At 66.9% G+C, this 16,701-nt stretch carries 15 protein-coding genes and 1 rRNA gene; 8 read left to right on the forward strand and 8 right to left on the reverse strand.

The window, feature by feature from the left end; genetic code table 11:
- The first annotated feature begins 197 nt into the window (after window positions 1–197).
- Window positions 198–311, forward strand: a 5S ribosomal RNA gene (gene rrf, locus VXD91_RS06850).
- A 111-nt stretch (window positions 312–422) separates the two neighbouring features.
- Here rrf and VXD91_RS06855 read toward each other — a convergent pair.
- Window positions 423–932 (reverse strand): methylated-DNA--[protein]-cysteine S-methyltransferase, encoded by a 510-nt coding sequence (locus VXD91_RS06855; RefSeq protein WP_212812493.1) that lies wholly within the window; start codon window positions 930–932, stop codon window positions 423–425.
- The gene (locus VXD91_RS06860) at window positions 929–2,449 is read right to left on the reverse strand and encodes a DNA-3-methyladenine glycosylase 2 family protein (RefSeq protein ID WP_346415026.1); all 1,521 of its coding nucleotides are present in this window, start codon (window positions 2,447–2,449) and stop codon (window positions 929–931) included. The genes VXD91_RS06855 and VXD91_RS06860 overlap by 4 nt, the downstream gene beginning before the upstream one ends.
- 160 nt (window positions 2,450–2,609) lie before the next feature.
- Between VXD91_RS06860 and VXD91_RS06865 the strand changes: the two genes are divergently transcribed.
- Entirely contained in the window at window positions 2,610–4,733 is a 2,124-nt protein-coding gene (locus tag VXD91_RS06865; protein WP_346415027.1) for a DUF1214 domain-containing protein, read from the forward strand.
- A 1-nt stretch (window position 4,734) separates the two neighbouring features.
- Here VXD91_RS06865 and VXD91_RS06870 read toward each other — a convergent pair whose 3' ends face one another.
- Window positions 4,735–5,028: a hypothetical protein gene (locus VXD91_RS06870; RefSeq protein ID WP_346415028.1), complete on the reverse strand. Its 294-nt coding sequence runs from the start codon at window positions 5,026–5,028 to the stop codon at window positions 4,735–4,737.
- Window positions 5,029–5,071: 43 nt separating this feature from the next.
- Entirely contained in the window at window positions 5,072–6,673 is a 1,602-nt protein-coding gene (locus tag VXD91_RS06875; RefSeq protein WP_346415029.1) for an adenylate/guanylate cyclase domain-containing protein, read from the reverse strand.
- Between the two features lie 64 nt (window positions 6,674–6,737).
- Here VXD91_RS06875 and nucS point away from each other — a divergent pair, with 64 nt between their 5' ends.
- Both nucS and VXD91_RS06885 read left to right on the forward strand, forming a co-directional pair.
- Complete coding sequence (gene nucS / locus VXD91_RS06880) at window positions 6,738–7,418, forward strand: endonuclease NucS (protein WP_061005370.1); 681 nt, start codon at window positions 6,738–6,740, stop codon at window positions 7,416–7,418.
- The gene (locus VXD91_RS06885) at window positions 7,418–7,705 is read left to right on the forward strand and encodes a hypothetical protein (RefSeq protein WP_082761757.1); all 288 of its coding nucleotides are present in this window, start codon (window positions 7,418–7,420) and stop codon (window positions 7,703–7,705) included. The genes nucS and VXD91_RS06885 overlap by 1 nt, the downstream gene beginning before the upstream one ends.
- Window positions 7,706–7,711: 6 nt before the next feature.
- Here the strand turns inward: VXD91_RS06885 and mce are convergent, their stop codons facing one another.
- A complete protein-coding gene (gene mce, locus VXD91_RS06890; RefSeq protein ID WP_061007289.1) occupies window positions 7,712–8,188 on the reverse strand; it encodes a methylmalonyl-CoA epimerase in 477 nt (158 codons plus the stop codon).
- Window positions 8,189–8,271: 83 nt separating this feature from the next.
- Between mce and VXD91_RS06895 the strand changes: the two genes are divergently transcribed.
- From VXD91_RS06895 to VXD91_RS06905, 3 genes are all read left to right on the forward strand, one after another.
- Window positions 8,272–9,453, forward strand: a complete 1,182-nt coding sequence (locus VXD91_RS06895; RefSeq protein WP_346415030.1) for an acetyl-CoA C-acetyltransferase — start codon at window positions 8,272–8,274, stop codon at window positions 9,451–9,453.
- A gap of 63 nt (window positions 9,454–9,516) precedes the next feature.
- Window positions 9,517–9,876: a DUF3817 domain-containing protein gene (locus tag VXD91_RS06900; RefSeq protein WP_346415031.1), complete on the forward strand. Its 360-nt coding sequence runs from the start codon at window positions 9,517–9,519 to the stop codon at window positions 9,874–9,876.
- Window positions 9,877–9,889: 13 nt separating this feature from the next.
- Window positions 9,890–10,777, forward strand: a complete 888-nt coding sequence (locus VXD91_RS06905; RefSeq protein WP_346415032.1) for a tetratricopeptide repeat protein — start codon at window positions 9,890–9,892, stop codon at window positions 10,775–10,777.
- A 61-nt stretch (window positions 10,778–10,838) separates the two neighbouring features.
- Here VXD91_RS06905 and VXD91_RS06910 read toward each other — a convergent pair whose 3' ends face one another.
- Window positions 10,839–11,699 carry an alpha/beta fold hydrolase gene (locus VXD91_RS06910; RefSeq protein WP_346415033.1) on the reverse strand — a complete coding sequence of 287 codons (861 nt, stop codon included), beginning with the start codon at window positions 11,697–11,699 and terminating at the stop codon, window positions 10,839–10,841.
- A 43-nt stretch (window positions 11,700–11,742) separates the two neighbouring features.
- Between VXD91_RS06910 and VXD91_RS06915 the strand changes: the two genes are divergently transcribed.
- Complete coding sequence (locus VXD91_RS06915; RefSeq protein WP_346415034.1) at window positions 11,743–12,330, forward strand: TetR/AcrR family transcriptional regulator; 588 nt, start codon at window positions 11,743–11,745, stop codon at window positions 12,328–12,330.
- A gap of 15 nt (window positions 12,331–12,345) precedes the next feature.
- Here VXD91_RS06915 and glgB read toward each other — a convergent pair whose 3' ends face one another.
- Window positions 12,346–14,529 (reverse strand): 1,4-alpha-glucan branching protein GlgB, encoded by a 2,184-nt coding sequence (gene glgB, locus VXD91_RS06920; protein ID WP_346415035.1) that lies wholly within the window; start codon window positions 14,527–14,529, stop codon window positions 12,346–12,348.
- Window positions 14,526–16,592, reverse strand: a complete 2,067-nt coding sequence (locus tag VXD91_RS06925) for an alpha-1,4-glucan--maltose-1-phosphate maltosyltransferase (protein ID WP_346415036.1) — start codon at window positions 16,590–16,592, stop codon at window positions 14,526–14,528. The genes glgB and VXD91_RS06925 overlap by 4 nt, the downstream gene beginning before the upstream one ends.
- Window positions 16,593–16,701 lie beyond the last annotated feature (109 nt).

A 16,701-nucleotide genomic window follows, 5' to 3' on the forward strand; every position in this document is an offset into this window, starting at 1 on the left:
CCAGCAATGGGTTTAGGGAACTGGCACTAACCGGCCGAAAACTTACACACACCCAAAAAACCAACGTGTGTAAACAAGAACATTGCACATCAACCGTGCCTCGCAACCACACCACACCGAAGAATCACACAGACCACACCCCACCACCAAACAACCCCCAGGGTTGAACCGGCACCGGGGCGTAAAATGAATAGAGTTACGGCGGCAACAGCGGCAGGGAAACGCCCGGTCCCATCCCGAACCCGGAAGCTAAGCCTGCCAGCGCCGATGATACTGCCCTGCACGGGCGGAAAAGTAGGACACCGCCGAACACAAATTACCTCAGCCCCCCGATGAAAATCGGGGGGCTGAGGCATTTTTGCGTTCAGGACGTTTTTGCTTTTCGGCGCCGTGGCAATATGCGGCGCCGAAATGCCATTCCGTCAGTCGAACAGCGTCGGCTCTTCTGCTCCTGATCGGCTCTTTTCCAGATCGAGCAGCAGCCTCTTACGGTCCAGTCCGCCGCCATATCCGGTCAGGCTGCCATTTGCCCCGATAACGCGATGGCAGGGCACGATGATGCCGACGGGATTGTGTCCATTCGCCAATCCGACGGCTCGTGAAGCACCCGGTGATCCGACCTGTAAAGCGATTTCGCCATATGAACGCGTTTCGCCGTACGGGATGGTCAACAATGCACCCCAGACCCGTCGCTGGAATTCCGTGCCGACGAGGTCGAGTTCCAGATCGAACTCCTGGAGTTCGCCGGCGAAGTACGCGGTGAGTTGCTCGACGGCCTCTGGAAATGCCGACTCATCGGGCTCCCAGCCCTCATGGCTGGGCTCATATGTCTGATCGTCCATCCGCAGGTGCCGGATGCGTCCGTCGCGACCGGCGATCGTGATGGTTCCGACCGGGCTCTGCATCGTCCTGGTCTGCAACGTGGCGGTCATGCCTGCTCCTGTTGTGGTGATTGCGGTGGGTTGGCGGTCAGGGGCGGCCACTGGTTGACCGCGTGATCCAGGGAGGTCCACAGGTATTGGGTGGCGTAGGCGCGCCATGGGCGCCAGTGCGCACTGTGCTCGATCAGCCGGCGTGAATTGTCCGGCAGCCCAGCTTGTTTGGCTGCAGCCTGAACGCCGAGGTCACTGGCCGGAAACGCATCCGGATCGCCGAGTCCCCGCATTGCGATCACCTCGGCGGTCCATGGTCCGATACCGGGCAGTTCGGCCAACTGAGTTCTCGCCTGCAGCCAGTCCGATCCGGCGTCGAGCTCGAGGGTGCCGGCCGCGAGTGCATCGATCAGCGCCACGAGCGTGCGCCGGCGGGATTCGGGGAAGGCCAGGTGGCTCGGATCGATCTCGGCCAGTTGCGTGACGGACGGGAAGACATGGGTCAGGGTGCCCACCGGGTCGTTGATCGTCGTGCCGTACGCCAGTGCCAGCCGACGCGTGTGTGTCGCAGCGGCCTTCATGGACACCTGCTGACCGATCACCACCCGTAGTGCCAACTCGTTCTCGTCGACCGTGCGGGGGATGCGCTGCCCGGGCGCCTTGGCGACGATAGGGGCAAGGTGCCGGTCGGCATTGAGGACATCGATGACGGCCTCAGGATCGGCGTCGAGGTCCAGGAGTCGCCGGCAGCGGGCGATGGCGGTGGCCAGATCCCGGAAGTCGTCGAGGATCAGCGTGCACTGCACGTGGTCCACGCGTGGCGACAACCCGACTATGCCGGTGCCGTTGGGCAGCCGCAGGGTGCGTCGGAACGTGCCGTCGCGTACCTCTTCGACGCCGGGCACCGCGCCGGCCGCCAGGTGGCCGAACACCCCCTCATAGGCGAAGGGCGTACGTACCGGCAGCCGGACGGAAAGTGTTCCCGTGCCCGGGTTTTCGTTGGGTTCGAAGCGCGCCTGCGCCCGTAGCCGGAGTTCGGTCGGCGTCAGTGCGCACACTTCGCGAATGGTGTCGTTGAACTGGCGGATGCTGGAAAATCCGGCGGCGAACGCGACATCACCGAATGGCAGTTTCGTGGTCTCGATGAGTACCCGCGCGGTCTGGCTCCGCTGGGCTCGGGCCAGCGCCAAGGGGTTCGCGCCCACCTCGGCCTGGAGCAGCCGCTCGAGTTGCCGGGTGGTGTAGCCGAGCCTGGCCGCCAGCCCCGTCACTCCCTCGCGGTCGACGGTGCCGTCGGCGATCAGGCGCATGGCGCGGGCCACGACGTCGGTGCGGATGTTCCATTCCGGTGACCCCGGCGATGCGTCGGGCCGGCAGCGCTTGCAGGCCCGGAAGCCGGCCCGCTGCGCTGCCGCGGCGGTTGGGTAGAAGCGGACGTTGCGCGCGAACGGAGGCCGGACAGGGCAACTGGGGCGGCAGTAGATGCCGGTGGTGAGGACGGCCGTGACGAACCAACCGTCGAACCGGGCGTCCTTGGATTGGACTGCCCGATAGCAGCGGTCGAAGTCGTCGTACATGTCTTCGACAATGGCATGCGGTAGACCCGAGTACTAGCGGAAAATCGACATCAACGTGGCGGGCGAGACATATTTAATCATTTGTCTCGTAAATGGCTGACGCGCGCGTGCGGCCCTGTTATAACTGGAACGCGTTCTAGTCGGGGTATAGGGGAGTCGCATGCCGATCAACAGTCGTGAGCAGTTGCCAACTGGCGCAGCCAGATTCGTCGGCCGGGTCGGTGCGTTGGCGGTCGCCCTGGGGATCGGCGCGGCGGTGGCGAGTAGCCCGGGCATCGCTTTCGCCGCACCGAGTGATGCCGCGGGCGCGTCCTCGGACAGTCATGCGAAGGGTGCGAAGGGTGAGACTGCGGCCAAGGGCGACGGCGACAAGGCCGATGCCGAGAAGCCGAAGAAGGACAAGGGCGTCAAGCGCGCCGGCGTCGTGAATCCGGGGAAGAAATCGGGCAAGCGGCCCGCTGGTAAGGCGGACGTGGGGAAGCCGTCGGCTGCGAAGGATGCGGCCGACGCCGGCACAGCGTCCGAGTCCGACGCGAAGCCGACCAAGAAGGTCGCGACGGCGAAGGTCGCCGCCACGCCGGCTGGGATAGCCGCGCAGAAACCCTCGAAGGTGCAGGCGGCGGTGGTGACGGAAGACGCACCCGTGAGCAGCGCGCCACGGGCACATGTGGTCGTGCCGGTCGCGGCGCTCGGTGCACCGGTTGCCGCGGCTACCGCGGCGGTGTCGCATGCGCTCTCGGCGGTGGGCCTGAATGGGGCGGCGAATGCGTCCGGGAACCCCGTCGCGCCGCTGCAGAACGCCGCGCTGTCCGCGCTGCTCGGCGTCACCCGCCGCGAAACCGCATCCACCTCGGCGACAACGTCATTGGCGGCCGCGCCGACGTCGCTGCAGAGCGCCACCACGGTGCTCGGCACGTCGCAGCAGCTGGCCGGTGAGCGGAAAGCCAACGCCATCGTGAACACGCTGCCGATGCAGATCATGAAGGCGATCCTCAAGTTCGCGTTCCAGCTGAATGCCAAGCAGCAGTACTCCCAGGTCGGCGGACCCGACCAGGAGAACCTGGACCAGCTGAACCAGGCGGTCGACGAGTACGCCCAGCAGGCCGCCATGGAGTACCAGCTGCTGAACCCGATGCGGCCGACGGTGCTGGAAATGGTCATGCCGCCGCATGATTGGTTCGGCCAGTCGATCACCGGCACGCGCATCCTGTACGACAACCCGGACACCATCTACCGGATGATGGCGGTCAACTCGACGTCGACGTACGTGATCAGCGGGAAGTTCGGTCCGGGGGAGAGGCCCGCGGAGACGACCTTCAGCGTGCTGACGGGCCTCGGCGGCAAGACGGCCGCGGTGCAGAATGCCAAGGACATGCAGATCAACCCGGACGGCACTTTCACGGTCACGGTGAGTTCGCGCCCCGCCGAACCGGGCCAGACCAACCATCTGCAGATCCCGACCGACACCACGTTGATCGTCGCGCGGAACACGCTGTCGGACTGGAACACTCAGGATCCGATGAGCCTGTCCATCGAGCGGGTCAGCGGCCCCCGAAACAGCTTGTTCGCGCAGATCGGCGGCTTCGACATCCCCGGTCTGGGACCGGCCGTCTCGGGCAACCCGTTCCTGACCAATCTGGTGTCGCTGGTTCCACCGCTGCCGGTGATGCCGCGGTTCCTGCAGGGCTTGGAAGCGTCGGTGATTCTCGCGCTCGGGCTGCGGATGGAACCGCAGTACATGGACGTGGCGACCAAGGATTCGTCGGGAAAGACGAAGCCCCCCAACGTCTTCACCGATCCCGAGAGCAACGCGACGTTCCTTTCGACGCAGGTGCAGAGCCCGGGGTATTTCCAGCTGGCTGACGACCAGGCGCTGGTGCTGACGATCAAGCCCGGTGACGCCGGCTATTTCGTCGTACCGGTGACCAACGACTGGACCATCACCAAGAACTACTGGGATCAGCAGACCAGCCTGAACATCGCACAGTCGGTGGCCAACGCGGACGGCAGCTACACAATCGTGGTGTCGCCGACCGATCCCGGTGTGGCGAACTGGGTGTCCACCGGCGGCCTCAACCAGGGGACCATCTCGATCCGCTTCCAGGCCCTCGACACCACCGACACCAACCTGCCGAAGGTGAGTTCACAGGTGGTGGCGCTCAGCGACCTCGGCACGGTGCTGCCCGCCGGAACGGTGTATGTCACTGCGGCACAACGGCAAGCGGCACTCGATGCGCGGAAGGCCGGATTCGACAAGCGCTTCGCGCCGTACCCGCAGGTGTGACTCAGTACTCGTGATTGGGGCACTGGACGTCGACGTAGACGGTCGCCGCCACCGTCCCGCCGGGCTTGAAATTGCCCGGGTTGTTCACGCCCGTGACCCAGCAGACTTCGAGCGGTTTGACGTCGAAACCGTTGGTCCAGTTGATGTGGACGAGGTAGCCCTCGGACTGGAGATTGTTGATGACGTCGGCCGCCGAACCGCCGGTGTCGTAGACGTCGGCAGTGGCGGCCGGAGCGAGCGCCAACGACATGGCAAGCGTGCCGGCGGCACCAGCCATGGCGAGATGTCGCTTCATGGTCACCATGATCCTCCGGATCTGTGTGAAGCGGATGTGAATCTCAGGCGAGGATGGCCAGTTGCGTCGGCTCGGACAGCCCACGCAGCGTCACGGTGTCACCCAGGGCCCAGTGCGCCCTTTCCGATTCGCTGACGGCGTCGAGCATGTACGCGGCGGCTGCCAGATGGCCCGGCACGGACTTGGCGAGCTCGCACAGTCGAGCCGCCTCGTTGACGGGCTCGCCGATCACCGTGTATTCGAATCGCTCCTTGGCTCCGACGTTGCCGGCCACCACGGTGCCGGCCGCGACGCCGAGGCCGGCCTGCAGTTCGGGCACTTCGTCGCGTAGTCGCGACGCGATGGCCCGGGCGGCGGCCAGGGCGTCACCTTCGGTGCACTGCAATGACACCGGCGCCCCGAACACCGCCAGCACCGCGTCGCCCTCGAACTTGTTGACGAACCCGTGGTGCCGGTCCACCTCGTCGACGATGACGGCGAAGAAGCGGTTCAGGAGGTCGACGACCTCGACGGCCGGGCGGCTGGTCACCAGTTGGGTGGAGCCGATGACGTCGACGAAGATCACCGCCGCGTGCCGTTCTTCGCCGCCCAGTTGCGGCTTCTCCTGTTCGGCGAGCGCCGCGACCTCACGTCCGACGTGCCGGCCGAACAGGTCGCGGACCCGTTCGCGTTCCCGCAGCCCGTGCACCATGGAGTTGAATCCGCGCTGCAGCTGGCCCAACTCGGTGCCGTCGAAGACCACCAGATCAGTGGTCAGGTCGCCCTGCTCGACTCGGCTGAGCGCCTGCCGCACGATGCGGATCGGGCTGGCCGTCAGCCACGCCACGATCCACATCAGCAACGCGCCGAAGACCAACGCGAACACCGCGAGCACCAGCACCGCGAACGCGAATTGGGTTGGGGTGAGCGTGCTTTGGGTCAGTGCGAACACCGCGGCCAACAGCACGCCCAGCATCGGCACGCCCGAGCCGAACGCCCACACCACCATGGTTCGGCCCATGATTCCCGGTGCCAGCCGGGACGGCGGTCGTCCGGCCTGGAGCGCGTCGGCGGCGACAGGCCGCAGCGCGAACTCGGTGTACAGGTTGCAGCTGGTGGACACGACGATGCCGGGGAACGTGACGCCCAGTAGCAGTTTGGGAATGAACTGGGTGTCGTGCAATGCGTAGAGCGTCGTCAGCAGTACGGCGCCGAGGCCCCACAGGGACAGCAGTACCCGCGTGAGCTGGCCAGGTGCGCGGAACGTGTTGCGCTGGTCCTCGACTGTCGGGGTGCGTTCTTCGATGGCCCAGCGCACGCTCTGGATCACCCTGTTGGTCGCCCACACCGTGCCGACGAGGAACGCGAACACGATGTACGCGGGTGCCACGATCGTGGTGATCCACCAGACGTCGGCCCGGAAGACGTTGGGGGTCGGGAACAAGACCGTCTCGATGAGGATCGAGACGCCGACGCCGATCATGTTCGCGACGACGACGAACGTGGTCAGGATCAACTGAATGCGGATACGTCGTCGGCGCTGGGTCTCGGAAACCCGTCCGAGAATCCACGATCCGTATTCGGGTGTGGCCTGCAAGCTGGCACGCGGGGTGATGGCTTCCCGCATCCGCGCCAGGCGCGTGGTCCCGCTCTGGTCCGCAGTCATTGGCCGTCAGCCTAGTTCGTGGGGCGAGTCCGGAGCGGGATTCAATACCCCTAAGGTGGTTCGGGTGCGTCTCGTGATCGCCCAGTGCACCGTTGACTACGTCGGACGTCTGACCGCACATCTGCCGTCGGCCCGTCGCCTGTTGCTGTTCAAGGCGGACGGATCGGTGAGTGTGCATGCCGACGACCGCGCCTACAAGCCGCTGAACTGGATGACGCCGCCGTGCTGGACCGTCGAGGAGGCGGCAGTGGACGGCGTTTCGGCTCTGGTCTGGGTCGTCGAGAACAAGGCCGGTGAGCAACTGCGGATCACCGTCGAGGACATCGAGCACGACTCCAGTCATGAGCTCGGGGTCGATCCCGGTCTGGTGAAGGACGGCGTGGAGGCCCACCTGCAGGAACTGCTTGCCGAGCACGTCGAGTTGCTGGGCGTCGGTTACACGTTGGTGCGACGCGAGTACCCGACGCCGATCGGTCCGGTGGACCTGTTGTGCCGTGACGAGACCGGGGCGTCGGTCGCGGTGGAGATCAAGCGGCGCGGGGAGATCGACGGCGTCGAGCAGCTGACGCGGTACCTCGATCTGCTCAACCGGGACAGCGTCCTGGCGCCGGTCGCCGGGGTGTTCGCCGCCCAGCAGATCAAGCCGCAGGCGCGCACGCTGGCCACAGACCGTGGAATCCGTTGCGTGACTTTGGACTACGACAAGATGCGCGGCATGGACAACGACGAGTTCCGGTTGTTCTGATGCCTCGGCGACGTCCGGAGCGGCCTCGGCGCGATCCGCCGCCACTGCTCGGGCTGTCGTCGCGCCGGGTGGAGACCGGACCCGACGGATACGACTACGAGGTGCGGCCCGTGGCCGGATCCCGCGCCGTCAAGACCTATCGGTGCCCTGGATGCGATCACGAAATCCGCCCGGGCACAGCGCATGTGGTGGTGCTGCGGGTCGATGACGCCGAAGACCGCCGGCATTGGCACACACCGTGCTGGGCGAATCGGGGGAACAGAGGACCGACCCGGCGGTGGTCCTAGACCGCTTTAGTGGGCCGCATCCTTGGCGGGCTCGACGAGCTCGATCAGCACGCCGCCGGCATCCTTCGGGTGGATGAAGTTGATGCGCGAGTCGGCGGTGCCGCGGCGCGGGGCTTCGTACAGCAGGCGGACGCCGTCGGCGCGCAGGCGCTCGGACAGGGCCTCGATGTCGCTGGTGCGGTAGGCCAGCTGCTGCAGGCCGGGGCCGCGGGTGTCGATGAACTTGGCGATGGTCGACTTCTCGTCGAGCGGGGCCAGCAGCTGGATCTGGGCGCTGCCGACGGGCGCGCCACGGACGGAGAGCATGGCCTCGCGGACGCCCTGGTCCTCGTTGACCTCTTCGTGCAGGACGATCATGCCGAGGTGGTCGTGGTACCAGCGAATCGCGGCGTCCAGATCCGGCACGGCGATACCGACGTGATCAATAGCGGTCACGAGGGCGCTGGCCAGCGCCGGACGGGCATCGACGTGTTCGGTGGTCATAACGTAAAGGTAACCTGATACGACCGAATTTGCGCCTGTGTGATCGGCCACATTAGCCGTTACAGATTTGTTGGAGGATGGAAATGACGACCTCGGTAATTGTTGCTGGAGCCCGTACGCCGGTGGGCAAGTTGATGGGTTCGCTGAAGGACTTCTCGGGTAGCGACCTGGGTGCCGTCGCCATCAAGGGTGCGCTGGAGAAGGCCGGCGTCGAGCCCTCGCAGGTCGACTACGTGATCATGGGCCAGGTGCTGACCGCCGGCGCCGGGCAGATGCCGGCCCGCCAGGCAGCCGTCGCTGCGGGCATCCCGTGGGACGTCGCGTCGCTGACCATCAACAAGATGTGCCTGTCGGGCATCGACGCCATCGCCCTGGCTGACCAGCTGATTCGCGCCGGCGAGTTCGAGGTCGTGGTGGCCGGCGGCCAGGAGTCCATGAGCCAGGCCCCGCACCTGCTGCCCAAGAGCCGTGAGGGCTACAAGTACGGCAACGTCACCGCGCTGGATCACCTCGCGTACGACGGTCTGCACGACGTCTTCACCGACCAGCCGATGGGCGCCCTGACCGAGCAGCGCAACGACCAGGACAACTTCACCCGCGCCGAGCAGGACGAGTTCGCCGCGAAGTCGCACCAGAAGGCCGCGGCGGCGTGGAAGGACGGCGTCTTTGCCGACGAGGTGGTTCCGGTGTCCATCCCGCAGCGCAAGGGCGACCCGATCGAGTTCTCCGAGGACGAGGGCATCCGCGGCAACACCACCGCCGAGTCGCTCGGTGGCCTGCGGCCGGCATTCCGCAAGGACGGCACCATCACCGCCGGTTCGTCGTCGCAGATCTCCGACGGCGCGTGTGCCGTCGTGGTGATGAGCAAGGAGAAGGCCGAGTCGCTGGGCTTGACCTGGCTGTGCGAGATCGGCGCTCACGGCGTCGTCGCGGGCCCGGACTCGACGCTGCAGAGCCAGCCGGCCAACGCCATCAAGAAGGCCGTCGAGCGTGAGGGCATCACGGTCGACCAGCTGGACGTCATCGAGATCAACGAGGCCTTCGCGGCGGTGTCGCTGGCCTCGACCAAGGAGCTGGGCGTCGACGGCGACAAGGTGAACGTCAACGGTGGCGCCATCGCCATCGGTCACCCGATCGGCATGTCCGGCGCGCGCATCACGCTGCACGCGGCGCTGGAGCTGGCCCGCAAGGGTTCGGGTTACGCCGTCGCGGCACTGTGTGGCGCCGGCGGTCAGGGCGACGCCCTGATCCTGCGTCGTCCGTAGTTTTCCGCGAGGTGTGAACTACACCTCGTAGTAGTCAGCCCGTCACTCGGGCACAATGGCGCCATGAACGCTGTTGTGCCCCGGGTGGCGGGCTGGTTTCGTTTGATCGCTCTGGCCGAGGCCGTCAGCTGGGTCGGACTGTTGACCGGCATGTACTTCAAGTACCTCGGCACGCCTCGCACCGAGGTCGGTGTGCAGATCTTCGGCATGCTCCACGGCGTGGTGTTCCTGGGTTTCGTGGCCACCGGACTGATCGTCGGTTGGGCCGCGCGGTGGTCGCTGGTCACCTGGGTGCTGGCGGCGGTGTCCAGCATCGTGCCGCTGGCCAGCGTGGCGTTCCTGCGCTGGGCCGAACGAAGCGGCGCGCTGGCAGTCGGGGCCCGTGCCGCCGAGGGCGAACCGGAGCCGTCGGCCGTCGCGTGACAGACTGGACAGCGTGACTCGTCCGCGTCCTATCGGTCCCGCGCTGGCTGGCGCGGTGGACCTCTCCGCGCTCAAAAACCGTCCCGCTGAAGGTGCTGCCGCTGCCGGTGGCGCGCCTGGTGGCATCGAGATCACCGAGGCCAATCTCGAAGCCGAGGTGCTGATCCGCTCCGGTGAGGTGCCGGTCGTCGTGCTGCTGTGGTCGCCGCGCAGTGACTCGAGTGTCCAGCTCGGGCAGACGCTGTCCGCGCTGGCCGCCGAGGACGGTGGCAAGTGGTCGTTCGGCACGGTCAACGTCGACACCTCACCGCGCATCGCCCAGATGTTCGGTATCCAGGGCGTCCCGACGGTCGTCGCGCTCGCCGGCGGGCAGCCGATCACGTCGTTCGAGGGCGGTCAGCCGGCCGATCAGCTGCGGCGCTGGGTGGACTCGCTGTTGCAGGCGACGGCCGGCAAGCTCGGTGGCGGCGCCGAGGGTGAAGAGGAACAGGTCGACCCCGCTCTCGCGCAAGCCCGGGACTTCCTGGACAACGGAGACTTCGACGGCGCATTGGCGGCGTACCAGGCGATCCTCGAGGCCGACCCGGCGCACGTCGAGGCGAAGGGCGCCGTGCAGCAGATCGCGTTCCTGCAGCGCGCGTCCGCGCAGCGACCGGAGGCCGTGCGTCTCGCCGACGCCTCACCCGACGACATCGACCTGGCCTTCGCCGCCGCCGACGTGCAGCTCTTCCAGCGCGACGTCGACGGCGCGTTCAACCGGCTCATCGCGCTCGTCAAGAAGACCGCCGGCGACGACCGGACCCGCGTGCGCACCCGGCTCATCGAGTTGTTCGACCTGTTCGACCCGGCCGACCCCGAGGTCATCGCGGGCCGGCGCAACCTCGCCAACGCCCTGTACTAGGGGTCGCCCTTTCTTCGCGAACAGACGTAAAACTGTCGATTTCCCGCTGAAATTGACAGTTTTACGTCTGCTCGCGGGTAGGAAGCGCCCCCGGGTCGCGCGGCACCACCGGCGGTGACTGCCAGAAGTCCGTGACGGCCGCAGCGATCGCGTCGGTGTCGACGAGCAGCGGGCCGACATGTCCGGAGCCGGTGAGGGGCACGACGCGCGCGTGCGGCATGGTGTCGGCCGCGGCGCGGGCGTCGGCGGGACTCCAGTGCTGATCGCCGAGATCGCCGGTCATCAGCAGCGTCGGGACGGTGACGGTGGCGAGCTGGCCGGCGAGTGACTGCCAGCTGTGCATGTATCGGATTGTGCGCCTGGCGGATTCGTGGTCCATGGCGCGGAAAGCGGCTTTGAGTTCAGCCGCGTGCTGCGTCCGCGCGATATCGGCGCCGCCGAGAAGCACGTCGAACAGGATTTTGGTGAGCAGGGGATTGGGTCCGAGCAGTCGGTAGGCCGCGGCAAGCGGATACGTCTGGGTCCAGCGCTGTCGTCGGCTGACGGGTAGGACCGGCGCGGCGATGGTGGTCAGGCTGCGCAGCCGGTGCGGTTCGGTGGCCGCGAGCATGATGCCGACGTGGCCGCCCCAGGCGTTGCCGACCCAGTCGGCCGCACCGAGGCCGAGCGCGTCGAGCACTTCGCCTGCGGCACTTGCGCATTCGCCGAGACTGAAATCCCGGTGGATGGGGCTGCTCGTGCCGTATCCCGGTCCGTCGATGGTCACCACCTGACGCTGGGTCGCCAGGATGTCGACGAGCGGGCCCCAACTGCGCGAGTCCACCCAGAGGCTGTGCCACAAGACGGCGGGAGGCCCGGTCCCCGTGCGGCGTACCCGCAGATCGCCGAGGCTCGTGGGGACGTGGGTGTCGACTGTCGTCATGGCGACCTCCATACAGTCTGTATGCTGATACGATACAACTTGTATGGGTACGGTCAAGGGGGATTCGCGGGAGCGGCTCGTCGCAGTCGCGACCGAGTTGTTCGGCGCGCAGGGCTACCACCAGACCGGTACCGAGGAGATCGTTCGCCGCAGCGGCGTGACCCGGGGCTCGCTCTATCACCACTTCGCGGACAAGGAAGCGCTCTTCGAGGAGGTCTTCGACCGCGCCGACCAGGTGGTGAGCGCCCGGGTTCGGGCCGCTGCCGCGGCGGCCGCCGAAGGCGGTGACGATGCCTGGTCGGTGTTCCTCGCCGGCTGGGATGCCGTGCTCGACACCGCGGTCGACGCACCACTGCAGCGCATCCGTGTGGTCGACGCGCCCGCGGTGCTCGGCTGGCAGAAATGGCAGGAACGCAACGCGCGGTACACCCTGGCCAATATCGAAGCCGGCCTTGTCACCCTGCTGGAACAGGGGGTGCTTGCGCCGCAACCGATTTCACCGCTGGCGGTGCTGCTGATGGGACTCAGCAATCAAGCCGTGGCCGCGATCGCCGGCGCCTCCGATCCCGTTCGTGCGCGCCGCGACATCGGTGCAGCGGTGCGCCGCCTCCTCGACGGGCTGCGCGCCTGACCTTGCGTGAACTCGCTAGGCGGGTTTGAGCCAGAGCGCCGACAGCGGCGGGAGGACCAGGACGGCGGAGGCGGGACGGCCGTGCCAGGGGTCGTCGGTGGCCTCGACGGCGCCCATGTTGCCGGCGCCCGCGCCGTTGTAGACCGTGGCGTCGGTGTTCAGCAGCTCCTGCCAGGTCCCGGCGTGCGGTAGGCCCAGCCGGTACTGCGAGTGCTCACTGCCGGAGAAGTTGAAGACGCACGCGACGGACGACCCGTCGTCGCCGAACCGCAGGAAGCTCAGCACGTTGTTGTTGGAGTCGTTGGCGTCGATCCACGAGTAGCCCTCGGGGCTGCTGTCGCGGGACCACAGCGCGCGGTTGTCCCGGTAGATGCCGTTGATGTCGCGGACCAGTTGCTGCACACCGGTTGAGAAGCTGTGCTCGCCGAGCTGGAACCAGTCGAGCCCGCGTTCTTCCGACCATTCGGCGCGCTGGCCGAATTCCTGTCCCATGAACAGCAATTGCTTGCCCGGGTGCGCCCACTGGTAGGCCAGCAGCTGACGCAGGCCGGCCGCCTTGGCGTGGTCGTCGCCGGGCATCCGGGTCCACAGCGTGCCCTTGCCGTGCACGACTTCGTCGTGGCTGATCGGCAGGACGTAGTGCTCGCTGTAGGCGTACAGCATCGAGAACGTCATCTCGTGGTGGTGGTAGCTGCGGTGCACCGGGTCGTGGCTGATGTAGTCGAGGGTGTCGTTCATCCACCCCATGTTCCACTTCATCGAGAAGCCAAGGCCGCCAAGGTTTGTCGGGCGGGTGACGCCGGGCCAGGAGGTCGATTCCTCGGCGACGGTGACGATGCCCGGGACCAGCTTGTGGACGGTGGCATTCATCTCCTGCAGGAACTGCACCGCCTCCAGGTTCTCCCGGCCGCCGTAGATGTTGGGCGTCCAACCGCCTTCGGGACGCGAGTAGTCCAGGTACAGCATCGAGGCGACGGCATCGACGCGGAGACCGTCGATGTGGAACTCCTGCAGCCAGTACAGTGCGTTGGCCACGAGGAAGTTGCGGACTTCGTTGCGACCGAAGTCGAAAACGTAGGTGCCCCAGTCGAGTTGCTCGCCGCGCCGGGGGTCGGCGTGCTCGTACAGGGGCGTGCCGTCGAACCGGCCCAGCGCCCACGAGTCCTTGGGGAAGTGCGCGGGTACCCAGTCGACGATCACGCCGATGCCGGCCTGGTGCAGCGTGTCGACCAGATAGCGGAAGTCGTCGGGGGTGCCGAGCCGTGACGTCGGGGCGTAGTACGACGTCACCTGGTATCCCCAGGAGCCGCCGAAGGGGTGCTCGGCCACGGGGAGCAGCTCGACGTGCGTGAAACCCTGCGCCACCACGTACTCGGTGAGCTCGACGGCCAGCTCGCGGTAGCTCAGCCCCGGGCGCCAGGACATGAGGTGCACCTCGTAGGTGCTCATGGGCTCGAAGATCGGGTTGAGCTCGGCGCGCGCGGCCATCCACGCGTCGTCCTGCCAGACATGGGAACTGACAAACGTTTTCGACGCCGTCAGTGGCGGCACCTCGGTGTTGAAGGCCATCGGGTCGGCGCGATCGGTGACGGCTCCGTTGGTGCCGTTGCCGCCGTGGATCCGGAACTTGTACAGACTGCCGACTTCGAATCCGGGCCAGAATAGTTCCCACACCCCGGACGAGCCCAGGGCCCGCATCGGAGCCTCGCTGCCGTCCCAGTGGTTGAAGTCGCCGATCAGGTTGACGCCCTTGGCGTTCGGCGCCCACACCGCGAACGAGAAGCCCTCGACCACCCCGTCGGGGGTCGTGAACGAACGGGGTTGCGCACCAAGGATTTCCCACAGCCGCTCATGCCGGCCCTCGGCCAGCAGGTGCAGATCCATGTCACCGAGGGTCGGCAGGAAGCGGTAAGGGTCGGCCGTGGTGTGCAGGACGTCGCCCGGGTATTCGACTTCGAATCGGTAGTCGGCCAGATTGGTGAACGGCACCTCGACGGCGAACACGCCGTCCTCGATGGCTTCCATCGGGTAGCGCTTCTTGCCGATCAGCGCCGTGACCCCGGTGGCGTGCGGGCGCAGCGCCCGGATCACCGTGTTCTTGCCGTACTCGTGCGCACCCAGGATGGAATGCGGGTCGTGGTGCTCGCCGGCCAGCAGCCGGGCCAGATCTGCGACGGGCGGCCGGAGGTGGCTCGTCACGGTTGCCTCCGCAGGAGAGTCAGCCGCTTGTCGTACGGGATTTGCGGCATGTTCAGTATGTGGGCTATGGCTTTGCCCGGGTCCAGTCGCACGTAATTTGCTGCGCCCCATTGGTATTCCTCACCGGTTATCTCGTCTCGCACCCAGAACCGGTCGTGGTCCTCCATGCCGAGGGCGCCCATGTCCAGCCACAGCGTTGCCTGCTCGGGGCCGAATGCGTTGAGCGTCAACACCACCAGGACGGTGTCACCGGTAACGGGGTCGAACTTGCTGTACGCCAACATTGCATCGTTGTCGACGTGATGGAACTTGATGGTCCGTAATTGGCTGAGCGCCGGATGGACTCGGCGGATTTCATTGAGCCGGGTCAGCAGCGGCTCGAGAGACCGGCCGCCGGCCAGCGCCGCCTCGAAATCCCGTGGCCGCAACTGGTACTTCTCGGAGTCCAGGTATTCCTCGCTGCCCTCGCGGACTGCCAGGTGCTCGAACAACTCGTAACCCGAGTAGACGCCCCACGACGAGCTCAGCGTGGCCGCCAGCACCGCCCGGATCGCGAACGTTCCCGGGCCGCCATGCTGCAGGCTGGCGTGCAGGATGTCGGGGGTGTTGACGAACAGGTTGGGCCGGTAGAAGTCGGCGTACGCGGCGATCTCCTGGCCGAATTCGGTGATCTCCCACTTGTAGTTGCGCCAGGTGAAATATGTGTACGACTGCGTGAAGCCGAGTTTCGCGAGGCCGTACAGGCGGGCCGGGCGGGTGAACGCCTCCGACAGGAACAGCACGTCGGGATCGATGTTCTTGGCCTGGCCGATGAGCCAGGCCCAGAAATTCGCCGGCTTGGTGTGCGGGTTGTCGACGCGGAAGATCTTGACGCCGTGCGACATCCAGTACTTGACCACGCGCAGTACCTCGTCGTAGAGGCTTGCCGGGGCGTTGTCGAAGTTCAGCGGGTAGATGTCCTGGTACTTCTTCGGTGGGTTCTCGGCGTAGGCGATGGTGCCGTCGGGCAACACCGTGAACCACTCGGGGTGGTCCTTGGCCCACGGGTGGTCGGGTGCGCACTGCAGCGCCAGGTCGAGCGCCACCTCCAGGCCGTTGTCGCGGGCTGCGGCGACCATGTCGTCGAACTCGGCGATGGTGCCCAGATCCGGGTGCACCGCGTCGTGCCCGCCTTCGTCGCTGCCGATGGCCCAGGGGGAGCCGACGTCACCGGGCGCGGCGGTCACGTTGTTGTTCGGGCCCTTGCGGTGCACCTTGCCGATCGGGTGTACCGGCGGCAGGTACAGCACGTCGAAACCCATTGCGGCGACGCGTGGAATCGCCTTTGCGGTCGTGGCGAACGTGCCGTGCACCGGCTTCCCGTCGGCGTCCCAGCCGCCCGTGGACCGGGGGAAGAGTTCGTACCAGGAACTGAACCGGGCCCGTGGCCTGTCGACCCAGACACCGTATTGCTCTCCGCGCGTGACCAATTCACGCAGCGGGTATTTGCGCAGCAAGTCCGTCACGTCCGGCGCCAGTGCCGCCGCGGCGCGGACGTACGGGTCGCCGGGATCCCGAAGCCGCCGGGCGGCGGCGAGCAGCGGGGCGCGGTCGCCCTGGGGGACTGCGGTGGCGGCGCGCTCGAGCAGACCCGCGCCGACCAGGAGGTCATTGGACAGCTCGGCCTCGCTCTGGCCGGCCTCGAGCTTGGTGGTGATGGCGTGCCGCCACGTCGCGATGGGGTCGCCCCAGCCGTCGACCCGGAACGTCCACAGACCGACGCTGTCCGGGGTGAACTGGCCGTGGAACACGTCGGGAGTGAAACCCGGGGCCATGGGCAGCCGGGTCGGCTTGACCTTGGCGCGCGGCGGGGCGGGCGTCGGCGTCGCACCCGGCGGGGTCTCGGCGAGCTGCGGGTAGACGGGGCCGTGATAGCGCACCACCAGCGTCGCGGCGACGGCGTCGTGACCTTCGCGCCAGACGGTCGCGCTGATCGGAACCACTTCGCCGACCACGGCCTTGGCGGGATATCGGCCTGCGGACACCACTGGTGCGACGTCGTCGATCTCGATCCGACCGGCCACCCAAACCACTCCTTACCCGGGCACACGCCACCACGCGCCGTAGTGGCTCAAAGGCCCGCCCGTGCTCTGATACCCACCGTAGTGGCCGATGACACCACAGGGGCAGTGA

This window comes from Mycobacterium sp. SM3041, from assembly GCF_039668335.1.
Taxonomy (GTDB): Bacteria; Actinomycetota; Actinomycetes; order Mycobacteriales; family Mycobacteriaceae; genus Mycobacterium.